The sequence below is a fragment of the Snuella sedimenti genome (assembly GCF_016428595.1).
Classification (GTDB): Bacteria; Bacteroidota; Bacteroidia; order Flavobacteriales; family Flavobacteriaceae; genus Snuella; species Snuella sedimenti.
Genome location: NZ_JAELVQ010000021.1, coordinates 1 through 24471, shown reverse-complemented (window position 1 = coordinate 24471; position 24471 = coordinate 1). Strand labels below are relative to the sequence as shown.

The following is a 24471-nucleotide window of genomic DNA, read 5'->3' as shown; positions in this document are numbered from 1 at the left end:
TATAAAATTTTATGAGAAAACTACTGCCAGTTTTTATTTTTCTAGTTGTAATCTTTGGGAGTTTTGCCCAAGATAAAACGGGATTGAACGTTTTAGAGAGTCTAGAATTTCATGATAAAGTAAAATCTAGTGAAGTCATAACAATGCATAAATCGGGATCAGGGTTGTTGGGTGTTGTTAGAAATAGCTCCAGAAACCTAATGTTTGATGTGTTTAATGAATCGTTAGATAGAGTTCAAAATAAATTGGTTGCAATAGAACGAAAAGAAGAATATTGCGGTCAGTTGGCATATGGTAGCTTTATGAAAGTTTTTACAGTATTCGCTCCTTCAAAAAAAGAACGCATTTTATTTTGTTATGAGTTTAATATTGAAAACGGCACTCATACAAAAACGGAACTATTTAAAGCGGATGTTGAAAGGAATCAGAAGTTGTTTTCTGGAGCTAACAAGCGTCAAACAGGATTTGCAATTTCTAATGATGGTGCTTATTTTGTTATTTCAACAGATAATGTAAAAAAGCATTCAAATTCCTATACCGTTAGAGTCTATAATTCAGCAGATTTAGCCATAGTTTACACAAAAGCATATCAAGAGAATACAAAGAAGTTTTATGAACCTAACGATATTTTTATTGATAATGCTGCGAATGTATTCTCTCTAGGGAAATTGTATCAAGAAGGAAGGGCTCAAAAAAAAGAAGGAAAAAGTAATTATGACTTTGTTTTGAATAAAGTCACTCAAGATGTAGTAGCGTCAACTGTTGTAGAAATTAACCAAGATGAACATATCAAGTCCTTGGTTTTTTCGAATAGTGAGAGTAAATTAAGACTATTAGGATTTTATTCAGAGAAAAAGGTAAACAATATAAAAGGTGTTTTACGCTATGATGTCGACACAGAAATGCTTAAAGTTAGCAAGAGCAAATCTGTTTTCTTACCAGAGGATGTATACAAAGATTTATATAGTAAGGACGCATCAGAAAAGAAGAAGGATAAAGAATTGTCTAGTTATTATATAGATTATGTTTTAAATGATAAGCAAGGGAATACCTATTTATTAGCAGAAGAATTTTTTGTAACAAATGTTTATGTTGCTACAGGAATGAACGGGGGCGGTTATTGGCAAACCGTTTACCATTACGATGATATATTGGTTTTAAAGTTTAATACTGAAGGGACTTTAGAATGGGGTAGAAGTATTTTTAAACGTTCTGGAGCGCCATCATATAATGCTTTTGTAAAAAAAGGAGAGCTACATGTAATACTTAATTCGGGTAAAAATTTAAAGGAAAAGGAAGATGGTCGGGTAAAAGTTTCTAAGGGATTATTTGAGTCTTCCGCCCTTTATGATATTACTTATAACGAAGCAGGAGATGTAAAGTATAATAAAATTCAAGATAATAAAAAGAATAAATATTATTTGCCATTTTATGGTATCTTTAATGCAGAACGTTTTATAACCATTAGTGGAGGTTTAGAAAAGAAATTTTTAATATTGGAATAAAAAAACAAACGAACTCATGAAAATAACATTTTATGGTCACGCAAGTTTGGGAATACAGGTTAACGATGTTAATATTCTTGTAGACCCTTTTATTACTGGGAATCCGAAAGCATCTGGTATTGATATAAATTCACTTAAATCCGATTATATCCTTGTAACACATGCACATCAAGACCATATACTGGATGTGGAAACTATTGCAAAGCGCACAGGAGCTGTTGTTGTTTCTAATTTTGAAATTGTATCACATTTTGAAAAACAGGGCATTGAAGGACACCCTATGAACCATGGAGGGCAATGGGATTTTGAATTTGGTACTGTTAAATATGTAAATGCCATCCATACGTCTTCATTTCCCGATGGTAGCTATGGCGGTCAACCAGGTGGCTTTGTAATTAAGGGAGAACATAAAAACATTTATATCGCAGGCGATACAGCTTTGACCTTTGATATGAAACTAATTCCCATACAAACTAAATTAGACCTTGCCATTCTCCCTATTGGCGATAATTTTACCATGGGTATAGACGATGCCATTGTTGCAAGTGATTTTATACAATGTGATAAAATATTAGGCTATCATTTTGATACTTTCGGTTATATAGAAATAGACCATGAAGTAGCAAAGCGTAAATTTTTTGAAAAAGACAAAGACTTGATGCTATTGGAAATTGGTGATTTTATAGAGTTGTAAATGATAACAGCATCTTATAAAAAGTATATATTACATTTTAAGCAAGCCAGTGGCACCTCCCGGGGTATTTTAAAAACAAAGGAAACGTGGTTTGTTATACTTAATTATAAAGGGAAGCAGGGGATTGGTGAATGTGGATTGTTTAGAGGACTCTCTGCTGATGACAGACCAGATTATGAAGAAAAACTACAATGGGCTTGCCATAACATTAATTGTGATTTAAATTATTTGTTGAACGAATTAATAGAATATCCCAGTATCCAGTTTGGATTGGAGGTAGCCTTTAAGTCATTAGAAAATCAGGATACATTTGAATTATTTCCATCAAATTTTACAAGAGGTAAAGATGCCATTCCCATAAACGGATTGATTTGGATGGGTGATGATACCTTTATGAAACAGCAGATAGAAGACAAAATTACTTCTGGATTTAACTGTATTAAAATGAAGATTGGTGCGATCGATTTCGATACAGAAATCAATTTGATTAAGTCCATCCGGGATAGCTTTCCTGCTAATGAAATAGAGATACGCGTAGATGCCAATGGTGCATTTTCTGCTTCGGAAGCATTAGAAAAATTAAAGCGATTGTCTGAATTGGACTTGCATTCTATCGAACAACCCATAAAACAGGGACAAGTGGAAGCGATGGCTGCACTATGCGCAACAACCCCCTTACCAATTGCATTAGATGAAGAGTTAATAGGGGTGTTTCCAGTAGCAAATAAGCGAGAATTACTACAAACCATAAAGCCGCAGTACATCATTTTAAAACCAAGTTTAATAGGCGGGTTTAAAGGTAGTAATGAGTGGATCGCAATAGCAGAAGAAAATAAGATAGGTTGGTGGATAACCAGTGCTTTGGAAAGTAATGTTGGACTTAATGCAATAGCACAATATACCTATACAAAACAAAGCAAATTGCCACAAGGCCTTGGAACGGGAGGACTGTTTACCAATAATTTTGAAAGCCCTTTACAAGTCAAAAATGGTACATTGAGATATGATAATTTAAAAAAATGGAATTTTAATTTATAATGGATTATATACAACAAGTTTATAAAGGAAAAAGGGAATTATGGATATTTATCTTAACATCTATCCTAATTTCAGGAGTATTTATATTAAATTTTATAGCGTATTTGTTTACCTCTAAAGAGGATTTGGATAAAGCCTATGATTTAATGAAATCAATACCTTCAAATTTATCTTTAATTGTAAACCTTTTGCCCTTTGTTTTCTTATTAGGATTGCTTTTTGTTTTTGTGAAGTATATTCATCAAAGGAGTATCTTATCGCTTACAACCGCTAGGTCAAAAGTCGATTGGGGACGAATTCTCTTTTCATTCTCCCTAATTGTTGTCATAACGCTTATATTGTTTGGAGTTTCATATGTATCTGATTCCTCTCAAATAGCGTTGCAGTTTCAACCTGTTAAGTTTGCTATTTTGTTAATTATTAGCTTGTTGCTTTTTCCATTTCAAATTGGACTCGAAGAATATTTGTTTAGAGGCTATTTTATGCAACACATTGGCGATTTAGTAAAGAATAAATGGTTCCCGTTAATTGTAACGTCTGTATTTTTTGGGATAGCTCACAGTGCAAATCCAGAAGTTGCCGAAATAGGTTTTATAACCATGGTGTTTTATATCGGCACAGGGTTGTTATTAGGCATTATGACTCTAATGGATGATGGACTAGAGTTAGCTTTGGGCTTCCATTTAGGAAATAACCTTTTGGCAGCACTTTTGGTAACTAGTGACTGGTCTGCATTGCAAACAGATGCAATTTTCAAATATACTGCAGAACAAGCAACAAATACTGTTCTTGAAATTATAGTTCCTGTTTTAGTTGTGTATCCATTAATACTTTTGATTATGTCAAAAAAATACAAATGGGCTAATTGGAAAGATAAATTATTTGGCAAAGTGATTGAACCAATAAGTAGTGAAGAGTATAAAACTTTAGAATAATACCTAATATTCCTATGAATTACTATGAACTTATCGGTTGGGTTGGAGCTGCTTCGTACTTAGTGTCCTATTTTTTGTTAAGCATCAATAAATTAAGGCACAATAGTATAACCTATCAAGCAATGAATGTGCTTGGAGGATTATTTCTTGTAATTTGTGCTTACGATACTAAAGACAAGCCTAATTTGTTCACCAATTTGGTGTGGATGTGCATTGGGGTAGTAGCATTGATATCAATTGTTAAGAAGCGAAGACGGTGAAGGTTTCTGTTTAAAGTTTAGCATTTGTAAAGCCGCTTGTTTGTAGCGTTCCGTTTTCTCTATATACGTTTTATCATTAGTATCAAAAAGCGATAGATAATAATAAGCACCTTCAACCAATACAAAAATTAGCTCAGCAGTTTCTTTTGAATCAGTAACATCTATGATGCCATCCTTTTTAGCATCTTCAATTATTTCTGCTAAAAATTCCCTTAGAGAATCATGTAGGTCTTTAAAAGCTGTTTTAATATTGTCATCCCTAAAAATAAGGGTATAACAGCTATAGAAAACACCATCATCAATTAAATTGTTCCAATCTCTTGAAAACAAATTATCAATTGTTTGAAGCAGCTTAACATCACTACTCTCATCAGTGTTTATAGTGTAAAGAGACTTATAGTTCTCTAAAATATAATGTATCAAGCCAAATAACAGTGCATCCTTAGATTTAAAATAATGCAGTATTAAACTGGTGTTTATACCCATTTCGTTAGCCACTTTGGCCACCGACGTATTTTCTAAGCCTTCCTGTTTAGCTACAATGTAGAAAGCAGATATTATCTCTTTTTGTCTTACACTTTTTAAACTTTTTCTACCCATAATGCAAACATAGTTAATTTTTATTAACGTATTGCCTTACGGTTTTTGATCTTTTTACCATACCAAAGACATAGTTAATGATTATTTAACAAAAATAACATAATAATTTAAATTGACTGACTGTTCAATCAAAAAATATTTTTATATATTAGCAGCCATCAAATTAACCTAGTCAAACAAATAATTAAAAAAAACCGAATGAAAACATTAAACTTTTTGATTCTTGCAAGCAAGAGAACAAAGGGTTGTATTGTAAACAAACGAAAATTAGCTGATAGTTTATTAGCCTTACTGTTTGTGTTTATGATTAACCCAAGTGTGTTTGCTCAAGAAAGAAATTTAACCGGAACCGTTGTTGATGCAGAAACACAAGAACCATTACCGGGTGCAACAGTATTAATTAAAGGAACATCGAAAGGAACTTCTACCGATTTTGATGGTAACTTTTCTTTAACAGCTGATTCAAATGATAAACTATTAATAGTTTCCTATGTAGGGTATAAGACACAAGAAGTGTCTTTAGGCGGTAAGTCCAATTTTATTATCAATCTTACTGTAGATTCTAATTCTTTGGAAGAAGTAGTGGTGGTAGGCTTTGGTACACAAAAACGAGAAAATATTTCGGGAGCTGTTGTGCCTGTAGACATGAAGAAATTGGAAGACAGACCTACGGCGAATGTGTCACAAAGTTTACAAGGAACCGTAGCAAACCTAAATGTAACTTTTGCCAATGGAGCTCCGGGTGGTTCTGCATCCATTAATATTAGAGGTGCTGCTTCAATCACAGGGGGTAGTCCATTAATTGTAATAGATGGTGTACCTTCCAGCTCAGGAGATTTAACGCGGTTAAATCCAGATGATGTGGAGTCTATGTCGGTATTGAAGGATGCTTCTTCAGCAGCCATTTATGGAGCGCGTGCAGCCTATGGGGTGTTATTGGTAACAACCAAAAAAGGAAAGAAGAATAAAGTAACTTATTCCAATTCCTTTATTTGGGGGAAACCAACTGTAACACCTAACCCTATTACAGATCCTTATATTTTCTCAAGATTGTTGGATATTTCAACCAGTAATACCCCTTGGAACTATGTAAGTTATGACGAAGACACCTATGCTTGGGCAAGAGCGCGATCGGATGATCCTACCGTGCCCAATGTAAGATTAGATCCAAATAATCCAACGCGTTGGCAATATATGGGAGATAATAATTGGAACGATTACTTCTTTGATAAAGTATCGTATTCAGAAAATCATAATGTATCGATTAGCGGAACAAAGGATATTGTTAGCTATTACATCTCTGCCAATCACACAAAAGAAAATGGATTGAATCGTTTAGCGACAGATGATTGGACGCGAGATGCCCTACGTTCTAAAGTAAATGTAGAACCATATGAATGGATGGACTTTGAGAACAATACGTTTTTATCTTTAACAGAGCGCAGAACACCTACCTATGGTTTAACCAGTGTATATAATTTAAGACCGACCGATGTAGCAAAGAACCCTGATGGTACTTGGGCTAATACAGATGCCGGTAGAGCAGCAGCACGTATGATCGATGGTGGAAAGACAATAGTTGATTATACAACGGTACAAACAACGAATAAGTTAAACTTATATTTTTTAAATAAAGACCTGAAGTTAACAGGTGAATATACCTTTAAAAAGGAATATAATAAAGATCACTGGGATGGAACAAAGTATCAAATTGGATACGGGCCAAACGACGTGCGTGAAAATGAAAACTCAGATTACGCATACGAGCGCATAGGAATCAATAAATATTCGGTACTCAATGTCTATGCAACATACGACAAAACCTTAGGGAGTCACAAGTTTAATGCGGTCGTAGGTTATAATAAAGAAGTTAATGAATGGGAGAATTTTTGGGCACAGCGAGAAGGCTTAATTACTTCGGTTCCTAATATTGCATTAGCCTCTGGGGACCAAACGGTAGGTTATGGTTTTAGTGATTGGGCGGTACAAGGGATATTTGGACGTTTAAATTATATATATGACGAACAACTTGTACTCGAATTTAACGGTAGACGAGATGGTTCTTCACGATTCCCAGAGTATGGGCGCTATGGGTTCTTCCCATCAGTATCGGCTGCTTGGATTGCTAGTAAAAACTTTAGCGAATCACTAAAGAAAACTGTAAACCATTTTAAGGTTAAGGGGTCTTGGGGATCACTAGGAAACCAAAATGCAGGCTTATATAGATATTACAGTCCACTTGGACAAGGACAATCAGGTTATCTTATTGGAGGAGATTACCCTAAAGCAGTATATGCTCCTGGGTTGGATATCGATCCAACCAACTATACTTGGGAGCGTGTTGTGACAACAAATGTTGGAGTAGAGTTTGGGTTCTTTGATAATTTATTAAGAGCAGACTTTGCTACTTATTACAGAAACGTTTACGACATATTACAACCAGGGGTGGAATTGCCGGCTGTATTGGGAACATCAGTTCCTCAACAGAATTCAGCAGATCAACGCACAATAGGATGGGAAGCCACTATAGATTATACAGATAGTTTCAATGTTGCAGGAAGCCCTCTAGAAATTAGTGCTTCTTTGGTTTTCTCAGATAATCAAACAACCATTACGAGATACAAAAATGATAATAAGGTGTTTTCTGGATGGAGAGAAGGTCAGAAATTAGGAGAAATTTGGGGCTTAGAAAGTGATGGCTTCTTTAAAAATCAAGAAGAAATAGATAACTTAGATGAGACCGCTATCATACCTTGGGGGGCGCTAACCATTGTGCCTGGCTGGCCTAAGTTTGTAGATCAGGATGGCGATGGTAAGATTTTGAGAGGTAACTCGGAGTTAGATCCAAAAGATTTAAAGTTAATTGGTAACTCGTCACCACGTTACAACTATGGATTCAATTTAAATGTATCGTGGAAAGGCTTCGATGTTAGTGGGTTTTTACAAGGTGTAGGGAAAAGAGATTACTATCCAAGACACTATTTGTTCTGGGGGCCTTACCAACAACCCTATGCCAATGTATATCCACATTTATTGAATTTTTATCGTGCGACAGATGATAGTCCGGCTTTAATGGCACAACATTCGCAATCGTATATCGATGCTGGATTAGCCAATGCAAATACCACCAACGTAGAATATCCAGTTTTACAGAGTTGGTTGGCTGATAGAAACTATGGTTCTGGTTTAGCAATACCTAATACCAAGTACTTATTAAGTGCTGCTTATTTAAGGTTGAAAAATGTAACTGTTGGGTATTCTGTGCCAGATAAATTGTTAGATAAATTACACATTTCAAAATTAAGATTCTTTGTTACCGGTGAGAATATTTTTGAGTGGTCGGACATTAAAGGTTTTGTTGATCCTGAGGCTACAGGAGCCGAAGGTTATGCTTATCCGTTTCAACGTAAACTTTCCATGGGCTTAAATGTTACATTTTAATAGAAAAGAATGAAAATTATGAAAAATATATATGGATTAATACTAATCGTTACGCTGGCCTTTGTTGGTTGTAGTGATGATTTTTTGGAGACACCTCCTCAAACACAGATTGTAAAAGAGAATTATTTTACTTCTGAGGAGCATTTACAACTGTATTTAAATGGATTACATTCTTTATCCGGATATGGGTTGTTTTTGAGTGATCAAGGGACTGATGATATGGCAACCACAGGTGCTGTTGAAATAAAGAATATGATGGTGGGAACACCAACAGCAGAGAATATTGGAGGCGGATGGAGCTGGTCGTACCTTAGAAATATCAATTTCTTTTTAGAGAATTTTGACAAAGCAGATATTAATGAAGAAGATAAAAGGCACTATGAAGGGGTAGCTAGGTATTATAGAGCCCAATTTTATTTTAGTAAGGTAAAACGCTTTTCGGATGTGCCGTGGTATGGGAAAACCCTATCGACTACAGATGAAGACCTATACAAGCCAAGAGACTCACGTACGCTTGTGGTAGATAGCATCATTAATGATATTCAATTTGCATCTGAGCATATTAGAGAAAACGTTGCTTTAGGAAACATACACAAATGGGCAGCAGTGATGTTACAAGCTAGGATAGCTTTGTACGAAGGGACTTATAGAAAATACCATCCAGAATTAAGCTTAGAAGGTACAGCGAACCGTTTCTTGCAAATAGCAAGGGATGCAGCCAAAGAACTAATGGATTCAGGTGAGTTTTCTATACACAATACAGGAAATCCTGAAACAGATTATTATACTTTATTTAGTTCAGAAGATTTAACAGCAATCCAAGAAGCTATATTGATTAATGTGTATGATACAGAAAAGAACCGATTTAGCGGAAATGGGACAGTCTTTGGTAATTACGAACAAAGCCCATCAAAATCGTTGATTAATAGCTATTTGATGACTGATGGAACACGTTTTACAGACCAATCTGGAGCTAATACGATGACTTATGTTGAAGAGTTTCAGGATAGAGATCCTAGGTTGTCACAAACCTTTGTTTATCCAGGATGGATCCAAGCAGGAAGCTCAACGCCTTACATTTCTGAATTTAATCGAAATTTTACAGGCTATCATCAAATTAAAGGCTATAATAATACAACAGAAGGAGCTGGTGTAGATGTAGCCGTTTATCGTTATGCCGAAGCACTATTGACCTATGCCGAAGCAAAAGCCGAGCTAGGTGAGTTGGCTCAAGGTGATTTGGATGCATCGATTAACCTTTTAAGAACTAGAGCAGGCCTTCCGGACTTAGATATGGTAGCAGCTAACAGTGATGTAGATCCAGTAATGGCTGCACGGTTTCCAAATGTATCCGGGAGTAATCAAGGTGTTATATATGAAATAAGAAGGGAAAGACGTGTAGAATATGCAGCCGAAGGTGTTAGGTTTGATGATATGATGCGCTGGGCAGCTGGAAAGGAATTTGAGAATTTACCAGTAGGCATGTATTTCCCAGGTTTAGGAAATTACGATATGAATGGAGATGGTGTTGACGATATTGCTATTATAGCCAGTGGCGAAGATATTCCTTCTCCTAAAGAGCAAAACTCCCTGGGAGTAGATTTAATATACTATAAAGCAGGGCCTTTTGGAGATGCAGGAGCTTCTATTTACTTATCTGAAGGGACTTCTGGTAATATGGTTACAGAGAATACTGTTAGAACATTTATAGAGCCTAAATATTATTATAGACCTATTCCGCAACAGCAAGTTGATTTAAATCCAAATCTTACTCAAATCATGGGGTGGTAAACTACTGCTATACTAATTTTAAAATATAGATAATGAAAACATTAAAATATTTATTTATTCTAGTAACAGCCCTATCGTTTGTAGGCTGTGAAGAGACACCAACCCTTTATGATTTTGAGAGGTATAAGTTCGTGTCCTTCATCAATGAAGATGATTCGGCTTTGGAAAACGAAGGGGTACATGACATCTTTTTAAGATACGACGGCAGTACATTGGAAGAGGACTTTACGGTAACCTTGGCTGTAGTAGGTACGGCTCAAGAAGGGGTTGATTATAATATCGATTCCAAAACCGTTCTATTTAAGGCTGGTGAAGTAAAATCCGAACCGTTTACAATTGAGATTATTGATAATTTATTAGATGGAGCAGAAGACTTAAGTTTGGATATTTCAATTGAAAGTGTAAGTAATCCGAATATTGATATAGGTGTTGGGATTGTGAACCAATCCAATAAGGCTATGGTATTTACAATCGTTGATGATGAGTGTCCAGAAGACATTGAAGTTTTTGGAACCCAATTAGTTAATGAAAATGGCAATACACTTACCGGAAGTATCAATGGTAATGTGCTGTCCCTTACTGGAAATATTGCTAATTATGGATCATTTCCAAATGCCAATTTAGAAATTACTTTAACACCAGTTGCAGCAGGTGCTAAAATTGGAAGTGCAACTTTTGATGATTTTGATGCAGGTTTGGCTGGCGATGGCTATGAGTATCAATTTCGATTAGCAGAGGAAGGTACATACGAGGTTTGTACAGGTAAAATAAACGTTAAATTTTGGGTATATTATCTTTCTGGAAAAACAACAGGAGATTGGGTGTATTGGTATACGGTAGATACAGAAATCACAATACCCTAAGTTAAATAATGACCATATAAAATTGGTTTGAATCAATTTTTAGTTTTTTGAATTATTAGTTTTAAGGGAGGCATATGCCTCCCTTATTTTACTTTTTTTTTGTAAAATGGAATAGGCCTGGTAACTTGGATAGGTGTTTAGGAAAATAATTTCAGTGTATTTAACAATGAACTCATCTTGACTTTTTTGATTGAAGTGAAAATTAGCTATTTTGAACTTGATGGAAGGCATTTTTAAGTTGCATAGCAGGGCTACGGAATGAGAAAATGACGAAAAGCAGGCTCAAAAGAGCAATTTTTTAACCAATTGGAAAAAGTCAAGATGAGTTCAATAATAAAATTAACGAATGAGAAAGATAAAAATAGGATTTCTGTTAGCTGTTACTTTGGTAGTTACAGTATTTAACTGCGATAAAACTAAAAAGGAATATGTCGAAGAAACGGAAAACGAAGAAGAGATTACGAAAGCGTTTGATGGAACTTTAAAAGTATTGGCATTAAACATGTGGCACGAAGGCACAGCAGTTAATGGTGGGTTTGAAGCTATTTCGGAGGTTATCCTTCAAACGGAAGCAGATATTGTGATGTTGTGCGAAACCAACAATTATAATGAAACCATTTTTAGTAATAGAATAAAAGATAAAATGAAAACATTGGGTGTGGATTATTATACATTTCACTCTGCAAAGTCTTCAACAATTCTATCAAAATATCCAATCGTTTCAATGCCATCAATAGGAACGTCCTCTTTGACAAAGTGTATAATTAAACTGGACGAGACTACGCAACTGGCTGTTTACGGCGCACATTTGGATTATACCCATTACGCTTGTTACTTACCACGAGGGTACGATGGTATTACTTGGAAGCAATTACCAGAACCTATTTTGGATGTAGATCAAATTTTGGAACAAAATAAAGCGTCTAAACGTGATGAAGCCATCAGTGTTTTTGTAAGCGATGCAGCGAAAGAACAAGAAAAAGGCAATCTGGTATTCCTGGCAGGCGATTTTAACGAGCCTTCTCATTTAGACTGGACCGAAGCAACCAAAGATATGTTTGATCACAATGGAACTGTTGTGCCCTGGCATAATAGCGTAACTTTACAGCAGAAAGGCTATTTGGATGCGTATCGCCATAAGTACCCTAATCCAGTAACCCATCCAGGATTTACCTGGGCAGCTTACAATACCCATGTAGAATTGTCAAAGTTAACATGGACACCAGAAGCCGATGATAGGGATCGTATTGACTTTATTTATTATAATGAGGATGCTCGTGTAACTTTGGAAGATGTTATTGTTGTAGGGCCATCTGGATGTATTGTAAGGGGGCAAGGAGCAGAAGATACTTCTTTATTAGATAAGTTTTTATTGCCACAAGGCAAATGGCCAACAGATCATAAAGGGGTATTGGCAACATTTAAAATAAAATAAATAATATAAAATTCGGAATGGTAATAATCTCAATTTAGAATTAGAGATTATCCTAATTATTAACTTTACAATGAAAAAAGAGCATAGCGAAAACAGAAGATCGGCTTTAAAAAAAATAGGAGTTTCAATGGGCTTAATGGCCATGTCTCCAATAGTATTGTCGCAAGAAACTACAAGCAATAAAAAACGAAAAAGACTTTTAAAAGTAGCGCATATTACAGATATTCATATGCGCCCTGAACTCGATGCGCCTAATAGGTTTAAAAACTGTATGAAAGAGATAAAAGCACACGATGTAGACTTTTTTTTAAATGGAGGAGACACCATATATGCTGCAGATTATGGAGACATTACACGAGATCGAGTATTAGAACAATGGAGTATATGGAATGAACTAAAGAGCGAATTTAAAGGCTATGAATTGCACAGTTGCTTAGGAAACCATGATATGTGGTGGGCTGCACCAGATAAGACTGATCCCATGTATGGTAAAGAATATGTAGTGAAAAATTTAGGTATCCCTAAACGATACTATAGTTTTAAAAAGAAAGATTGGTATTTTTTAATTTTAGACAGTAACAATAAAAATGCTGGATCTTTAGATGAAGAACAACGAGTTTGGTTAGAAAAAGAGTTACTTGAAATGCCTAAAGGGGTTCATGTTCTAGTAATGACCCATTATCCGATTCTAGGGGTTAGCACAATTCCTTACGGTGGTAACCATTCAGATAGTAAATATATTAGTAAATTGTTTTATAAACATAAAGACAAAAACATTCATTGTATTAGTGGTCATATGCATTTATTAGACCAAGCCGTTTATAATGATGTAAACTATTATTGTAATGGTTCAATGAGTGGCTATTGGTGGGGTGATGGTGATGCAGATTCCGCTGGGAAATGTTGGTATCATGAAACACCACCAGGATACTCCATTATTGAGCTGTTTGATGATGGAAGTTTAAAAAACACGTATTATCCTCATGCATATTAAACAAATGCTATGAAATATTTTTGGTGCATCTTAATTTTATTAGCCTTTAGCTGTAAAGTACCACCACAAGCCTTTACTTTTAAAGTTATGGCTTGGAATATATTACATGGTGGAAATGATATTCATAACGGGAGTACACATGTTATTGAAATCATAAAAAATATCGACCCAGATATTATTCTTATGGTTGAAACCTATGGGTCAGGAAAAAAAATTGCAGACTCACTAGGATATCATTTTCACCTAATAGCTCCCAAAGGCACTGCACTGGACGATAAGCGCATCAATTTATCAATCATGTCTAAGTTTCCATTTGGTAAACGAATAGACACTGAATATCCTTTTTACTTAGGAGGAAGAGAAGTGGTTATTAATAATCAAACAATCCGTCTGTTTTCAAATTGGTTTCATTATTTGCCTTGGGATGATGCTCCAGAAACCATGGGAATGACGTCTAAAGAATTACTTATTTGGGAACAAACAGGACCTAAGTACGAAATGATACAAAAAGTGCTACCATATCTAAAGGAGTATACGTCGCAAACAGATGCTATTCCCATGATTTTTGGAGGCGATCTCAACACACCGTCACATTTGGATTGGGGCGAAAACACCAAAAGCCTTCATAACGGCTTAGTAGTACCTTGGTATGCAACCAAAGTATTAGAAGATATGGGCTTGGTAGATACGTATAGAACCCTTAATCCCGATCCGATAACACATCCAGGAATTACTTGGGATACAAAAGGCAAAGAAGACGAACATAGAATTGATTATATCTATTATAAAGGGGGAATGCTTAATGCGGTGAAGTCTGAGTCCTATAAAGCTTTTTTGGGAGATACTTTAAAGATTAATGCTAATAAAATACCGTATCCTTCCGATCATGGCTTTGTTGTAACCACATTTCAGCTTAAAAAATAGAGGAGGTTTTATCAAATTCATAAAAATAGTCTCAATTCTTTTTAGAATGTTTAAACTCGTTTATAGAGTGCAATAAAACCCATTCCATAATTTCATTCTCGCTCTAAAATTCATTAATTTCGGAACGCAAAATTTGTTCGAGCACATAATATTTTGAATATGTGTTTTGTCACCTTTTGCATCTTAAGTTAAATTAATTAAATTATCATAAAGACATGAATTTTAAAAGAGTAGTTGCTATTGGTATTGGCGTTATTAGCTTTTCGGTGTATAGTCAAGAAAGAGATCCGATTACAGATTATAAATATTATATTGAAAATGAGCAGGTCATTAGCGAGAATAAGTTAGACGCACACGCTTCGTTTTCATCATTTTATTCAGAAAATGATGCTATTAACAATGTAAATGCCTTAAAAAAGTCTTTAGATGGAGAATGGGCCTTTAATTGGGTAAGGAACCCTAAAGATAGACCAACTACTTTTATGGATCCAAGTGTAGATGTTTCCAATTGGAAAACCATTAAAGTACCTGCCAACTGGGAGGTTGAAGGTTATGGTATACCTATTTATGTAAATCATCAATACGAATTTGCCGATTACAAGGCCATGGTAGCCGACGATATGGAATTGGTTGATACACGGTATCCCAAAAATCCAGGAGATGTTCCAGATGAATATAACCCGGTAGGGTCCTATCGACGAGATTTTACCATAGACGAAAGTTGGGGTGGTAAAGAGCTGTTCTTGCACATTGGCGCTATGAAATCTGGAGGATTTGTATGGGTTAATGGACAATATATAGGCTATTCCCAAGGAAGTAAGTTACCATCCGAATTTAATATTACTAAGGCAGCCAAACCAGGAAAGAATACGGTAGCCATTCAAATATTCAGGTGGACCGATGGTTCCTATTTAGAATGTCAGGATTTTTGGAGGATAAGCGGTATAGAACGTAGTGTGTTTGTTTATGCCCAACCAAAACTGCACATTCAAGATTTTGAAGTTGTGTCGACTTTAGATGGCGCTTATAAAAATGGGGTGCTAGACCTTTCGGTTGATATTGAAAATAAGCTTTTAAAAGACCAAAAGGGAAGTATTTCCTATAAAGTATTGGATGCAAATTCAAAGGAAGTATTATCTGGAAAGAAAGCTTTAACAATTCAAAAGGGCAACAAGCAAGCCATTTCTTTTAAAGGCACCATAAATGCGGTAAAGCAATGGAGTGCCGAACACCCTAACTTATATACTTTAGTTCTTGAGCTAAATGATAAAAAAGGCAATACCGTAGAAGCCACTTCCGTTAAAATAGGGTTCCGATCCGTAGAGATTAAACAAGGCTTACTTTTGGTAAACGGTCAGCGTATTACCTTAAAAGGTGTTAATACCCAGGAAAACGATCCAGAAACTGGACACGTTATGTCCGAGGAAATGATCATGAAGGATATCCGTTTATGGAAAGAGAATAATATCAATGCCGTACGTTTAAGCCATTACCCAAGAGGAAGACGTTTTTATGAGCTTTGTGACGAACACGGTATGTATGTGGTGGACGAGGCCAATATAGAATCACATGGTATGTATTACGGTAAATACTCTTTGGCTAAGAATCCAAAATGGGAAAATGCCCATGTTGATAGAATGGTACGTATGGTTGAGCGTGACAAAAACCACCCTTCCGTAATCATATGGTCTATGGGTAACGAAGCAGGGAATGGCGTGAACTTCTTTAAGGGCTATGACGCTATCAAGGCTAACGACAAAACCAAAAGACCAGTTCAATACGAACGTCCATACAAGGATTACGATGGTAGTTTGTACGATATGGATACCAATACCGATATTATTGTCCCTCAATACCCTTCGCCAAGACGCTTCGAAGAAATTGGGAAGTCTAAAACAGACAGACCATTTATCCCAAGTGAATATGCACACGCTATGGGAAATAGTACCGGAAACTTTCAGGACTACTGGGATATTATAGAACAGTACGATAATTTACAAGGCGGTTTCATTTGGGATTGGGTAGACCAGTCTATTTGGAAAACCAATGAAAAAGGAGAGCGTTATTATGCATATGGGGGCGATTACGGCACCAACATGCCAACAGACAATTCATTTTTAAACAACGGTATTGTATTCCCAGACCGCACACCACAACCCGGTTTGTATGAGGTTAAAAAAGCACATGAATTTATTAATTTTAAGGATAAGGGGCTTAACAGACATAATGAATTGCGTGTGTTGTTAGAAAACCTATACGATTTCACCAATTTAAAAGCGTTTAAATTTATTGCCAACATAAAAGCAGATGGCAAAGTACTAAAAACAACAAGCTTCGAAGATTTGGATATCGACACCCATACAGGTAAATTGATTCGTGTACCCCTTAACGGCATCGATTTTAAAGCAAATACAGAGTATTTTGTAGAAATCTCGGCAATTACCAAATCCGACTGGGGCTTATTGCCTAAAGGTTTTGAAGTTGCCCACGAACAAATAGCCTTGGATAGAAAGTACCAAGAAGAAATAGCAGGAAACACAACAACATCAAACCTAAAAATAAACGAAACAGACAATACCATTATTGTTACTGGAGACGCATTAAAACTGGTATTCAATAAAGATGCAGGGCGCTTAACATCCTATGAGTTTAAGGGAACCGAATTACTAAAAGATGGTAAGGGACCTAAACCTAATTTTTGGCGCGCTGTAACAGATAACGATTTTGGAAATAAGATGCATTTAAAAAATGTTGAATGGAAAAAAGCATCGTTGTTTTCTAAAGTATCCAATACGGTACATAGTACCTTGGATAATGGCGATGTTGTTTTGAACGTTACCTATACATTACCAGGTGTAGATACAAGCTTTAATTCGGTGTATACAATCAAAAGTAATGGCGTGGTGTTTATAGAAAATACGTTAAATGAAACCAGCTATTCTGCCGATATTCCACGTGTAGGTATGCGTATGCAATTACCGAAGCAGTATGATAATATGACCTATTTTGGAAGAGGGCCATGGGAAAACTATCAAGACAGAAAAGCTGCGGCTTTTATCGATTTATACCAGTCTAAAGTAGCCGATCAATATGTGCCATACATTCGTCCACAAGAAAACGGTTATAAAACCGACGTACGTTGGGTAGCCCTATCAAATAAAGATAATAGCGGTTTGTTGGTAGTTGCTAAGAATACTAAAAAGGGACTTGGCATTAGTGCATTGCATATGCCAAACGAAGATTTTGATACCACACATGGTATCAATTATGGTGGTAGCCAAAAGATTGATGAGACCTATCAAATAGATGGTATTCCAGAAGTAAACTCAAGCAAGCATACAATCGATATTAAAGAGCAAGATTTAGTACAGCTAAATATAGACTTAGAGCAACGCGGAGTGGCAGGAGACGACAGTTGGTATGCTAAGCCACAAGAACAGTATATGATAAAAGCAAACGAAAGACACCAATACAGTTTCTATTTGATTCCTTTTGAAAACAGTACAACAGAAGATTTTATTAAGCTAAGCAAACAATATAAATAAGTTTTATCAAAAAGAATTCCCCGAGGTGCTGTCTCGGGGATACTTCGTTTTAGGAAGCTTGTTATAGATCTATAACAGTTACCATTAAAAATACAAACCTAGTTGTAACAGTTTATTAAATATAAATTTAAACACATAAATTTTAAGAGATGAAGCAGATTATAAAGCATATGGCCCTAACATTGGTCTTGGGGGCTAACTGTTTGCACGCACAAACCTTGGACCCGGTCATTGAGAATCCAGATGTGATCGAAAAGAATAAGTTACCGGCAAGAGCCTCTTTCTTTGCTTTCGACTCGGAAGCACTGGCAGTAGAAAACGACATAACAAAATCTGAGAACTATTTGCTTTTAAATGGCGTATGGAAGTTTAACTGGTCAAAAAATCCAGATTTACGACCTCAGGACTTTTATAAAAAGAGCTATGATACGAGTAAATGGGACGATATTAAAGTGCCTGCCAATTGGGAAGTGGAAGGCTTCGGAATTCCTATTTATACAAATCAGGAGTATCCCTTTAACCCAACCAATCCCAATCCTCCAGACATTCCCGACGGATACAACCCCGTAGGCTCCTATAAAAGAAGTTTTAACGTACCCGCCCACTGGGACGATAAAGAACTGTTCATTCATCTTGGAGCTGTTAAATCGGCCTTCTATATCTGGATAAACGGTAAGAAAGTTGGCTATAGCCAAGGCTCTAAGTTACCTGCCGAGTTTAACGTAACCGACTTTGTACGCACAGGAAAGAATACTATTGCCCTTGAAGTCTACAGATGGAGTGATGGCAGCTACTTAGAATGTCAGGACTTTTGGAGAATATCAGGAATAGAAAGAGATGTTTATTTATACGCTAGACCTAAAGTATTTGTGTCTGATATCGTAGTAAAATCAGGGCTTTCCAATAATTACAAAGATGGTACATTTAACTTAAACGTAGAGCTGGCCGGAGTACTTTCCAAAAAAGAAAAAGGTAACCTTACGGTTCAAGTAAGTACAGACGACGAAACGATTTATGAAGACACCAAATCATTTCAAGTAAGTGCTTCAGAGGATGCGTCTTTAGCATTTGCTACAGACATTCCGAATGTTAAAACTTGGTCGGCCGAAATACCAAATCTATACAATTTGAGTATCGTTTTAAAAGATAAAAAAGGCCTTGTAAAAGAAGTTATCAAAAGAAAAATTGGCTTCCGTACATCCGAAGTTAAGAATTCACAGTTATTAGTAAATGGAAAACCTGTACTTTTAAAAGGTGTAAACAGACATGAGCACGATCCCGTACGCGGTCATGTGGTTTCCAAAGAGGACATGTTAAAAGACATACAGTTATTCAAGCAGTTTAACATCAATGCAGTACGCACCTGTCATTATCCTAACGACCCGTATTGGTACGAATTGTGCGATCAGTACGGTATCTATGTTATAGACGAGGCTAATATAGAGTCGCATGGTATGGGCTATAACCTTGCCAAAACATTGGCCAACAATCCAAAATGGCTTAAGGCCCACATGAGTCGTACCGAACGTATGATAAAGCGTGACCGCAACCATCCGTCAATTATCATCTGGTCTTTAGGAAACGAAGCAGGTAATGGCTATAATTTTTACAACACCTATTTATTAGCAAAAGAAATGGACGACACAAGACCCGTACAGTACGAACGTGCAGGTTTAGAATGGAATACCGATCTATATGTGCCTATGTATGCCGGACCTGATGCAGTAAAACGCTATGCCGAAAGTGATGAATGGGATAAACCGTTGATACAATGTGAATATGCACACGCTATGGGGAATAGTATGGGAGGCTTTAAAGAGTATTGGGATCTTTATGAAAAATACGATAAGCTACAAGGAGGCTTTATCTGGGATTTTGTAGATCAAGGATTAAAAACCGTAAAGAATGGTAAAGAAATTTATGCCTATGGAGGCGATTTCGGACCAGAAGACGTGCCAAGTTCCAATAATTTTTTAAATAATGGATTGGTACAACCCGACAGAAAACCAAATCCGCATATTTACGAAGTTAAGCACATCCACCAAGAGGTAAAGTTTTATGCGAAGGATCTTGAAAAGGGAATCATAGATGTTAAAAATTGGTATTTCTTTAGAAACCTAAGTAATTATAAACTGCAATGGGAATTGATTGCTAACGGCAACAATGTCGAAAGCGGTACTATTAATGATTTAAATATATTACCACAACAGACAAAATCGATTACCATACCGTTTAAAACAGAATTAGAATCGGGAAAAGAGTACTTCTTAAATGTAAAAGCGCTTTTAAAAACTGCAGAACCCTTATTGGAAGCAAATCATGAAGTTGGTTATGAGCAATTCCAGCTAACAGATGGTAAGGTAAATGTGCCAAGTAAGGCCAACTTGCCAGTAACCTTCGTTTCCCAAAATGATACTATAACGGTGTCCGGAACAGATTTTGAAATCCATTTTGATGCTAAAAACGGCAAATTATCGTCTTACACTTATCATAATGAAACTTTAATAAACAAAGGGCCAGAAGTAAACTTCTGGAGAGCACCGGTAGACAATGATTATGGAGCGCGAACCCAAAAACGTTATGCAGAGTGGAAGGAAGCCGGAAAAGCAGAGACCCTTACCCACCACGTAGAACGCTTATCAGATAACGAAATATCCGTAGCCTTTATTAAGGAAATATTTGGAGGAGATGCCACCTACACACAAACTTTTGTTATTGATGGTAATGGTGTTATGCAGGTAACCAACGATTTTAATGCAATAAAAGGAGAACACAGCAATCTGTTTAAATTTGGAAATGAAATGGTACTGCCAGAAGATTATATAAACATTAGCTGGTATGGTAAAGGCCCTTTCGAAGCCTATTCAGATAGACAGCATGCTGCTAAAGTTGGATTGTATAACGGTACGATAGCCGATCAGTACTTCCCTTATATCCGTCCGCAAGAAACCGGAAATAAACTGGATGTACGTTGGGCGACACTAACTAAAGAGAATGGGGCAGGGCTAAAAGTATATGGGCCTAAGCCATTACAAGTTGCAGCACTAAACTTTAGCAAGGAAGACCTTGATTCAGGTCTTAATAAAACCCAAATGCATGCAGGTGATCTTACACCTAGAAAAGAAGTATACCTTAACGTAGATGGTTTTCAACAGGGCTTAGGAAGCATCAACAGTTGGGGAGCTTTACCTTTGGAAGCTTACAGATTACCATACAAATCCTATAATTACAGTTACTGGATTCTTCCTATTAAAAAGTAATAGTTTTAACCGTTGAGACGAAAACCTTAATGAAAATATGATGTATACATACAAAAACGTACACCAAGGTTTTCGTCTTGATGGTAAACATTACAACCTCGAATCCCTAAAAACCTTAGCTATCAACTATAGCAAGGCTAAAACAGATTACTTAAGAAAAGTAGGTGCGTTTTTGTTAGATTGGACAGACAACAATGATTATTTGGAGGTCAAAACATCGGGCTCCACCGGAGTTCCTAAACCTATCCGTCTTAGTAAAGAAGCCATGTGCAATTCGGCATTGGCAACAGGTGAATTTTTCGACTTAAGACCCGGACAAAAGGCTTTACACTGTCTGCCAACAGAATTTATAGCAGGTAAAATGATGTTGGTACGTGCCCTTATGCTCGGCCTGGAAATAGATGTGGTACAGCCAGAAGCGAATCCATTAGCCGCAGTTAATACCAATTACGACTTTTGTGCCATGACGCCCTTTCAGGTAACAGCTTCATTAGAGAACCTAGATACCATCAAAACATTAATTATTGGCGGCGCACCAGTAGGAACAACATTGGTCAAGGCACTAATGGAAAAGAAAGTCAATGCATTTGAAACCTATGGAATGACAGAAACCATAACGCATATTGCGGCCAAACCTGTTAACGGCCCATTTGCCGATAGTTGTTTTAAAGTGCTGCCAAACGTAAGTATTGCACAAGATAATAGGGGATGTTTGGTCATTAATGCACCCCGACTTTCAAAGGTACCTATTGTTACCAACGACATTGTAAAGGTACATACACCAACCGCGTTCGAATGGTTGGGGCGTTACGACAATGTCATTAATTCGGGAGGCATTAAGCTGTTCCCAGAACAAATAGAAGCCAAGCTTCAAGATAAGATCAAACAGCGGTTTTTTATAGCATCAGAACCCGATGAAAATCTGGGAGCACGTGTTATTTTAGTCATTGAAGGTAAAAGTCCTGTCAACGCATCTCAACTTTTTTCTGGTTTAAGTAAATACGAAATCCCTAAGCATGTATATACCATCACAAAATTCGCCGAAACCCCTTCAGGTAAGGTACAACGCAGCAAAACACTGAAACTATTAATAAATTAACCACGCGTTAATGCGAAGCCAGTTTAAGATTAACAATGTCACATCGCGTGTTTTTCGACCTAAGACGAAAAATGTATAGAGAAGTTGTCTGCGAATAGTTTTCGATACAAATTTGTTCGTCCCTCACAAATTCATCGAACTGACCATTAGTTTGTTACATGATTTAGGGCAGGTTTGTTAATTGAACAGCGACCGTTTTTATGTATTCTAATCGGATTCTAGTTAATTCGTTACTGCTGCATCTTAAAATAATAATCCAGCGAGTGCTTGCCCGATCCGTATAAAAGGAAAAATCCACATATAAGTGTAGTAGCAATGGCCAATATAAGGTTGTTGGTATCCATTTCACCAACAAAATTAATGGCAATAGCACCTATTAAAATGGGGATTTGAGCGATAATGGCCCAACGGGTCAGTAAGCCAAAAACAATTAATAAACCACCTATAAAATGAGCAGGAGCCACATAATGAATAGCCAGCATGCCGCCTGCCCAGCTTTCAATAGGCTTAAATAACATGACCAACATTTCACTATCCGCCATAAAATTAATGCCCTTAATAAATAAGAACACACCCAAAGCGATGCGTAACAGATCCAGTGGGATATAAGTATGCAGGTTTGCCCACTTGTTTAGAGATTTTATTGTATCCATAACTTAAATACTATTGATTACCAAAACATTAAGTTACAAAATAAAATTGACTTTTTTAAGTGGTTTTTGAAATAGAGCTTTGTAATGTTTATTTTGGTGAATTATTGTAACGCAGTCCAAACTTCATAAAAGAGACTACCTAAATTACAAAGGTTAATATCATTTTCGACCCGCGGTATACGCGACCCGCATGGTTTATCCTGAACACCAGACGAAGGGTACGGTAGTGTGAGAGGCGCACCGTGGGCTTACCGTTCACGACCGTCTACTCGATTGGCAACTGGCTTTTTATTCCGTTTCATTTATTTTATCAGGGTCTTGCCTCGTGTCAAAAACATTCGCTATTTCGATACGTCTAAAGTCATAATTTATCCAATAAACTATTTTATAATTCTTAAACACTAAATATCGAAATTCTTGTTCTCTATGTTCGAAGCTGGTTTCAACTTGTCCTATTTCTGGTTGCTTTTCAATTCCAATAGTCGAGTCAACGATTCCATTAACTAAATTTTCAGCTACTCTTTTGCTTGCTTTAATTAAATAATAGCAGTAAATATCCTCGAGTTTGTTTTCCGCAAGCTCTAACCAATAAACTTCTAACTCCATTTTTGGATTTTAGCCTTTAAATCCGTTGCTTTTATCATTCGTCCATTTTTTGAGTCTTCCATTGCTTGGTCAATTTCTGCGTTATATTGCTCCATTGTCATAGGCTTGAAGTTCTTTTCAGTCAATTCAGCTTTCTTTTTACGTAATAATTTTTCAAGTCCGCTAACTATTTCCTCATTTTGAAGTCTTAAAAATTCTTGAACAAATGATATTTTTCTTGCTTCTAAATCCATTTCTGTTTGACTTTTTACCTCAAAGATACAAAATTATCAATTTTATCTCTCTGATGTTTTTGAATTGACGAATTTCACGACTTGTTGCCAACGGCTTTGTACATGCTTTCGTTACGTGCACTTGTGTAAAAATAGCAAATAAAGAGGGCCTTTTGTTATTTGTTTATCTTTCTCAACTAATATACAAATTGCGAGCGGATTAGATGTAATGACCGTTGGGGTTTGCCTTTTGCCCGCATTACGTATAGCCATTGTGCCTGTTGCACAACACTCAAATATAGTTTAAAATTTCAAGATCTGCATGAAACTTCTTATTTTTAAGGATGCAAGGCAAAAAACAGTACTAGGAGAAACTGTTCAATCAGTTTCAGTTAAGTGTCCGTGTCCCGGAGCACAATTTCTATCGTCTTTTAAAGGAAATTTTAAACCTTAAAAAATAATTGAAGTTCATAGAAAAGCGCACCAAAAGTGGGGCTGTAAGCTCCCCTTAAAACCGAACTGTTTAAAAGTGTAAAAAAATATTAACTTTAAACAGTAATTATGAGAAAAAGTAAATTCAGTCCGCAGCAAATAGCCAAGATTTTAAAAGAGTTCG

18 protein-coding genes are annotated in these 24471 nt (G+C 36.3%); 14 read left to right on the top strand and 4 right to left on the bottom strand.

Translation table 11 applies throughout. From position 1 onward, the window contains the following. Window positions 1-11 precede the first annotated feature (11 nt). Genes JF259_RS13875 through JF259_RS13855 form a run of 5 tightly spaced genes read left to right on the top strand, consistent with a single transcriptional unit; the run spans window position 12 to window position 4432 of the window. A complete protein-coding gene (locus JF259_RS13875) occupies window positions 12-1505 on the top strand; it encodes a hypothetical protein (protein ID WP_199116042.1) in 1494 nt (497 codons plus the stop codon). A gap of 16 nt (window positions 1506-1521) precedes the next feature. Then, complete coding sequence (locus tag JF259_RS13870) at window positions 1522-2199, top strand: metal-dependent hydrolase (RefSeq protein ID WP_199116041.1); 678 nt, start codon at window positions 1522-1524, stop codon at window positions 2197-2199. Further along, window positions 2200-3237 carry an o-succinylbenzoate synthase gene (locus JF259_RS13865; protein WP_199116040.1) on the top strand — a complete coding sequence of 346 codons (1038 nt, stop codon included), beginning with the start codon at window positions 2200-2202 and terminating at the stop codon, window positions 3235-3237. Further along, window positions 3237-4172, top strand: coding sequence for a type II CAAX endopeptidase family protein (locus tag JF259_RS13860; RefSeq protein WP_199116039.1), 936 nt, complete (start codon window positions 3237-3239; stop codon window positions 4170-4172). Before JF259_RS13865 ends, JF259_RS13860 begins: the two co-directional genes overlap by 1 nt. A 14-nt stretch (window positions 4173-4186) precedes the next feature. Beyond that, window positions 4187-4432 carry a CBU_0592 family membrane protein gene (locus tag JF259_RS13855; RefSeq protein ID WP_199116038.1) on the top strand — a complete coding sequence of 82 codons (246 nt, stop codon included), beginning with the start codon at window positions 4187-4189 and terminating at the stop codon, window positions 4430-4432. Here the strand turns inward: JF259_RS13855 and JF259_RS13850 are convergent. After that, window positions 4406-5032 (bottom strand): TetR family transcriptional regulator, encoded by a 627-nt coding sequence (locus JF259_RS13850; RefSeq protein WP_199116037.1) that lies wholly within the window; start codon window positions 5030-5032, stop codon window positions 4406-4408. The two genes, JF259_RS13855 and JF259_RS13850, sit on opposite strands and share 27 nt — an antisense overlap. Before the next feature lie 198 nt (window positions 5033-5230). Here JF259_RS13850 and JF259_RS13845 point away from each other — a divergent pair, with 198 nt between their 5' ends. The 9 genes from JF259_RS13845 to JF259_RS13805 all read left to right on the top strand — a co-directional run bounded on the left by JF259_RS13845 (window position 5231) and on the right by JF259_RS13805 (window position 22384). After that, window positions 5231-8473, top strand: coding sequence for a SusC/RagA family TonB-linked outer membrane protein (locus JF259_RS13845; RefSeq protein ID WP_199116036.1), 3243 nt, complete (start codon window positions 5231-5233; stop codon window positions 8471-8473). Window positions 8474-8491: 18 nt separating this feature from the next. Next, complete coding sequence (locus tag JF259_RS13840) at window positions 8492-10264, top strand: RagB/SusD family nutrient uptake outer membrane protein (RefSeq protein ID WP_199116034.1); 1773 nt, start codon at window positions 8492-8494, stop codon at window positions 10262-10264. Between the two features lie 32 nt (window positions 10265-10296). Further along, entirely contained in the window at window positions 10297-11127 is an 831-nt protein-coding gene (locus JF259_RS13835) for a Calx-beta domain-containing protein (RefSeq protein ID WP_199116032.1), read from the top strand. Between the two features lie 346 nt (window positions 11128-11473). Further along, complete coding sequence (locus JF259_RS13830) at window positions 11474-12562, top strand: endonuclease/exonuclease/phosphatase family protein (protein ID WP_199116030.1); 1089 nt, start codon at window positions 11474-11476, stop codon at window positions 12560-12562. A gap of 70 nt (window positions 12563-12632) precedes the next feature. Further along, the gene (locus JF259_RS13825) at window positions 12633-13556 is read left to right on the top strand and encodes a metallophosphoesterase family protein (protein ID WP_199116028.1); all 924 of its coding nucleotides are present in this window, start codon (window positions 12633-12635) and stop codon (window positions 13554-13556) included. A 9-nt stretch (window positions 13557-13565) separates the two neighbouring features. Beyond that, window positions 13566-14480, top strand: a complete 915-nt coding sequence (locus JF259_RS13820; protein ID WP_199116026.1) for an endonuclease/exonuclease/phosphatase family protein — start codon at window positions 13566-13568, stop codon at window positions 14478-14480. 215 nt (window positions 14481-14695) lie between these two features. Beyond that, the gene (locus JF259_RS13815) at window positions 14696-18025 is read left to right on the top strand and encodes a glycoside hydrolase family 2 TIM barrel-domain containing protein (protein ID WP_199116024.1); all 3330 of its coding nucleotides are present in this window, start codon (window positions 14696-14698) and stop codon (window positions 18023-18025) included. 149 nt (window positions 18026-18174) lie between these two features. Further along, on the top strand, window positions 18175-21285 hold the full coding sequence (locus JF259_RS13810; protein WP_199116022.1) for a glycoside hydrolase family 2 TIM barrel-domain containing protein: 3111 nt from the start codon (window positions 18175-18177) through the stop codon (window positions 21283-21285). 37 nt (window positions 21286-21322) lie between these two features. Continuing rightward, window positions 21323-22384: an AMP-binding protein gene (locus JF259_RS13805; protein ID WP_199116020.1), complete on the top strand. Its 1062-nt coding sequence runs from the start codon at window positions 21323-21325 to the stop codon at window positions 22382-22384. Between the two features lie 230 nt (window positions 22385-22614). On the opposite strand, the gene JF259_RS13800 is transcribed toward JF259_RS13805, so the two are convergent. The 3 genes from JF259_RS13800 to JF259_RS13790 all read right to left on the bottom strand — a co-directional run bounded on the left by JF259_RS13800 (window position 22615) and on the right by JF259_RS13790 (window position 23876). Next, the gene (locus JF259_RS13800) at window positions 22615-23037 is read right to left on the bottom strand and encodes a DoxX family protein (protein WP_199116018.1); all 423 of its coding nucleotides are present in this window, start codon (window positions 23035-23037) and stop codon (window positions 22615-22617) included. Between the two features lie 288 nt (window positions 23038-23325). Beyond that, window positions 23326-23643, bottom strand: a complete 318-nt coding sequence (locus JF259_RS13795) for a type II toxin-antitoxin system RelE/ParE family toxin (RefSeq protein WP_199116016.1) — start codon at window positions 23641-23643, stop codon at window positions 23326-23328. After that, window positions 23634-23876 carry a hypothetical protein gene (locus JF259_RS13790; protein ID WP_199116014.1) on the bottom strand — a complete coding sequence of 81 codons (243 nt, stop codon included), beginning with the start codon at window positions 23874-23876 and terminating at the stop codon, window positions 23634-23636. The genes JF259_RS13795 and JF259_RS13790 overlap by 10 nt, the downstream gene beginning before the upstream one ends. Window positions 23877-24471: the final 595 nt, after the last annotated feature.

What these genes read in the sequence shown, in the direction of transcription:
- JF259_RS13875 (WP_199116042.1), top strand. Translation starts at nt 12, where the DNA reads ATGAGAAAACTACTGCCAGTTTTTATTTTTCTAGTTGTAATCTTTGGG.
- JF259_RS13870 (WP_199116041.1), top strand. Translation starts at nt 1,522, where the DNA reads ATGAAAATAACATTTTATGGTCACGCAAGTTTGGGAATACAGGTTAAC.
- JF259_RS13865 (WP_199116040.1), top strand. Translation starts at nt 2,200, where the DNA reads ATGATAACAGCATCTTATAAAAAGTATATATTACATTTTAAGCAAGCC.
- JF259_RS13860 (WP_199116039.1), top strand. Translation starts at nt 3,237, where the DNA reads ATGGATTATATACAACAAGTTTATAAAGGAAAAAGGGAATTATGGATA.
- JF259_RS13855 (WP_199116038.1), top strand. Translation starts at nt 4,187, where the DNA reads ATGAATTACTATGAACTTATCGGTTGGGTTGGAGCTGCTTCGTACTTA.
- JF259_RS13850 (WP_199116037.1), bottom strand. Translation starts at nt 5,032, where the DNA reads ATGGGTAGAAAAAGTTTAAAAAGTGTAAGACAAAAAGAGATAATATCT.
- JF259_RS13845 (WP_199116036.1), top strand. Translation starts at nt 5,231, where the DNA reads ATGAAAACATTAAACTTTTTGATTCTTGCAAGCAAGAGAACAAAGGGT.
- JF259_RS13840 (WP_199116034.1), top strand. Translation starts at nt 8,492, where the DNA reads ATGAAAAATATATATGGATTAATACTAATCGTTACGCTGGCCTTTGTT.
- JF259_RS13835 (WP_199116032.1), top strand. Translation starts at nt 10,297, where the DNA reads ATGAAAACATTAAAATATTTATTTATTCTAGTAACAGCCCTATCGTTT.
- JF259_RS13830 (WP_199116030.1), top strand. Translation starts at nt 11,474, where the DNA reads ATGAGAAAGATAAAAATAGGATTTCTGTTAGCTGTTACTTTGGTAGTT.
- JF259_RS13825 (WP_199116028.1), top strand. Translation starts at nt 12,633, where the DNA reads ATGAAAAAAGAGCATAGCGAAAACAGAAGATCGGCTTTAAAAAAAATA.
- JF259_RS13820 (WP_199116026.1), top strand. Translation starts at nt 13,566, where the DNA reads ATGAAATATTTTTGGTGCATCTTAATTTTATTAGCCTTTAGCTGTAAA.
- JF259_RS13815 (WP_199116024.1), top strand. Translation starts at nt 14,696, where the DNA reads ATGAATTTTAAAAGAGTAGTTGCTATTGGTATTGGCGTTATTAGCTTT.
- JF259_RS13810 (WP_199116022.1), top strand. Translation starts at nt 18,175, where the DNA reads ATGAAGCAGATTATAAAGCATATGGCCCTAACATTGGTCTTGGGGGCT.
- JF259_RS13805 (WP_199116020.1), top strand. Translation starts at nt 21,323, where the DNA reads ATGATGTATACATACAAAAACGTACACCAAGGTTTTCGTCTTGATGGT.
- JF259_RS13800 (WP_199116018.1), bottom strand. Translation starts at nt 23,037, where the DNA reads ATGGATACAATAAAATCTCTAAACAAGTGGGCAAACCTGCATACTTAT.
- JF259_RS13795 (WP_199116016.1), bottom strand. Translation starts at nt 23,643, where the DNA reads ATGGAGTTAGAAGTTTATTGGTTAGAGCTTGCGGAAAACAAACTCGAG.
- JF259_RS13790 (WP_199116014.1), bottom strand. Translation starts at nt 23,876, where the DNA reads ATGGATTTAGAAGCAAGAAAAATATCATTTGTTCAAGAATTTTTAAGA.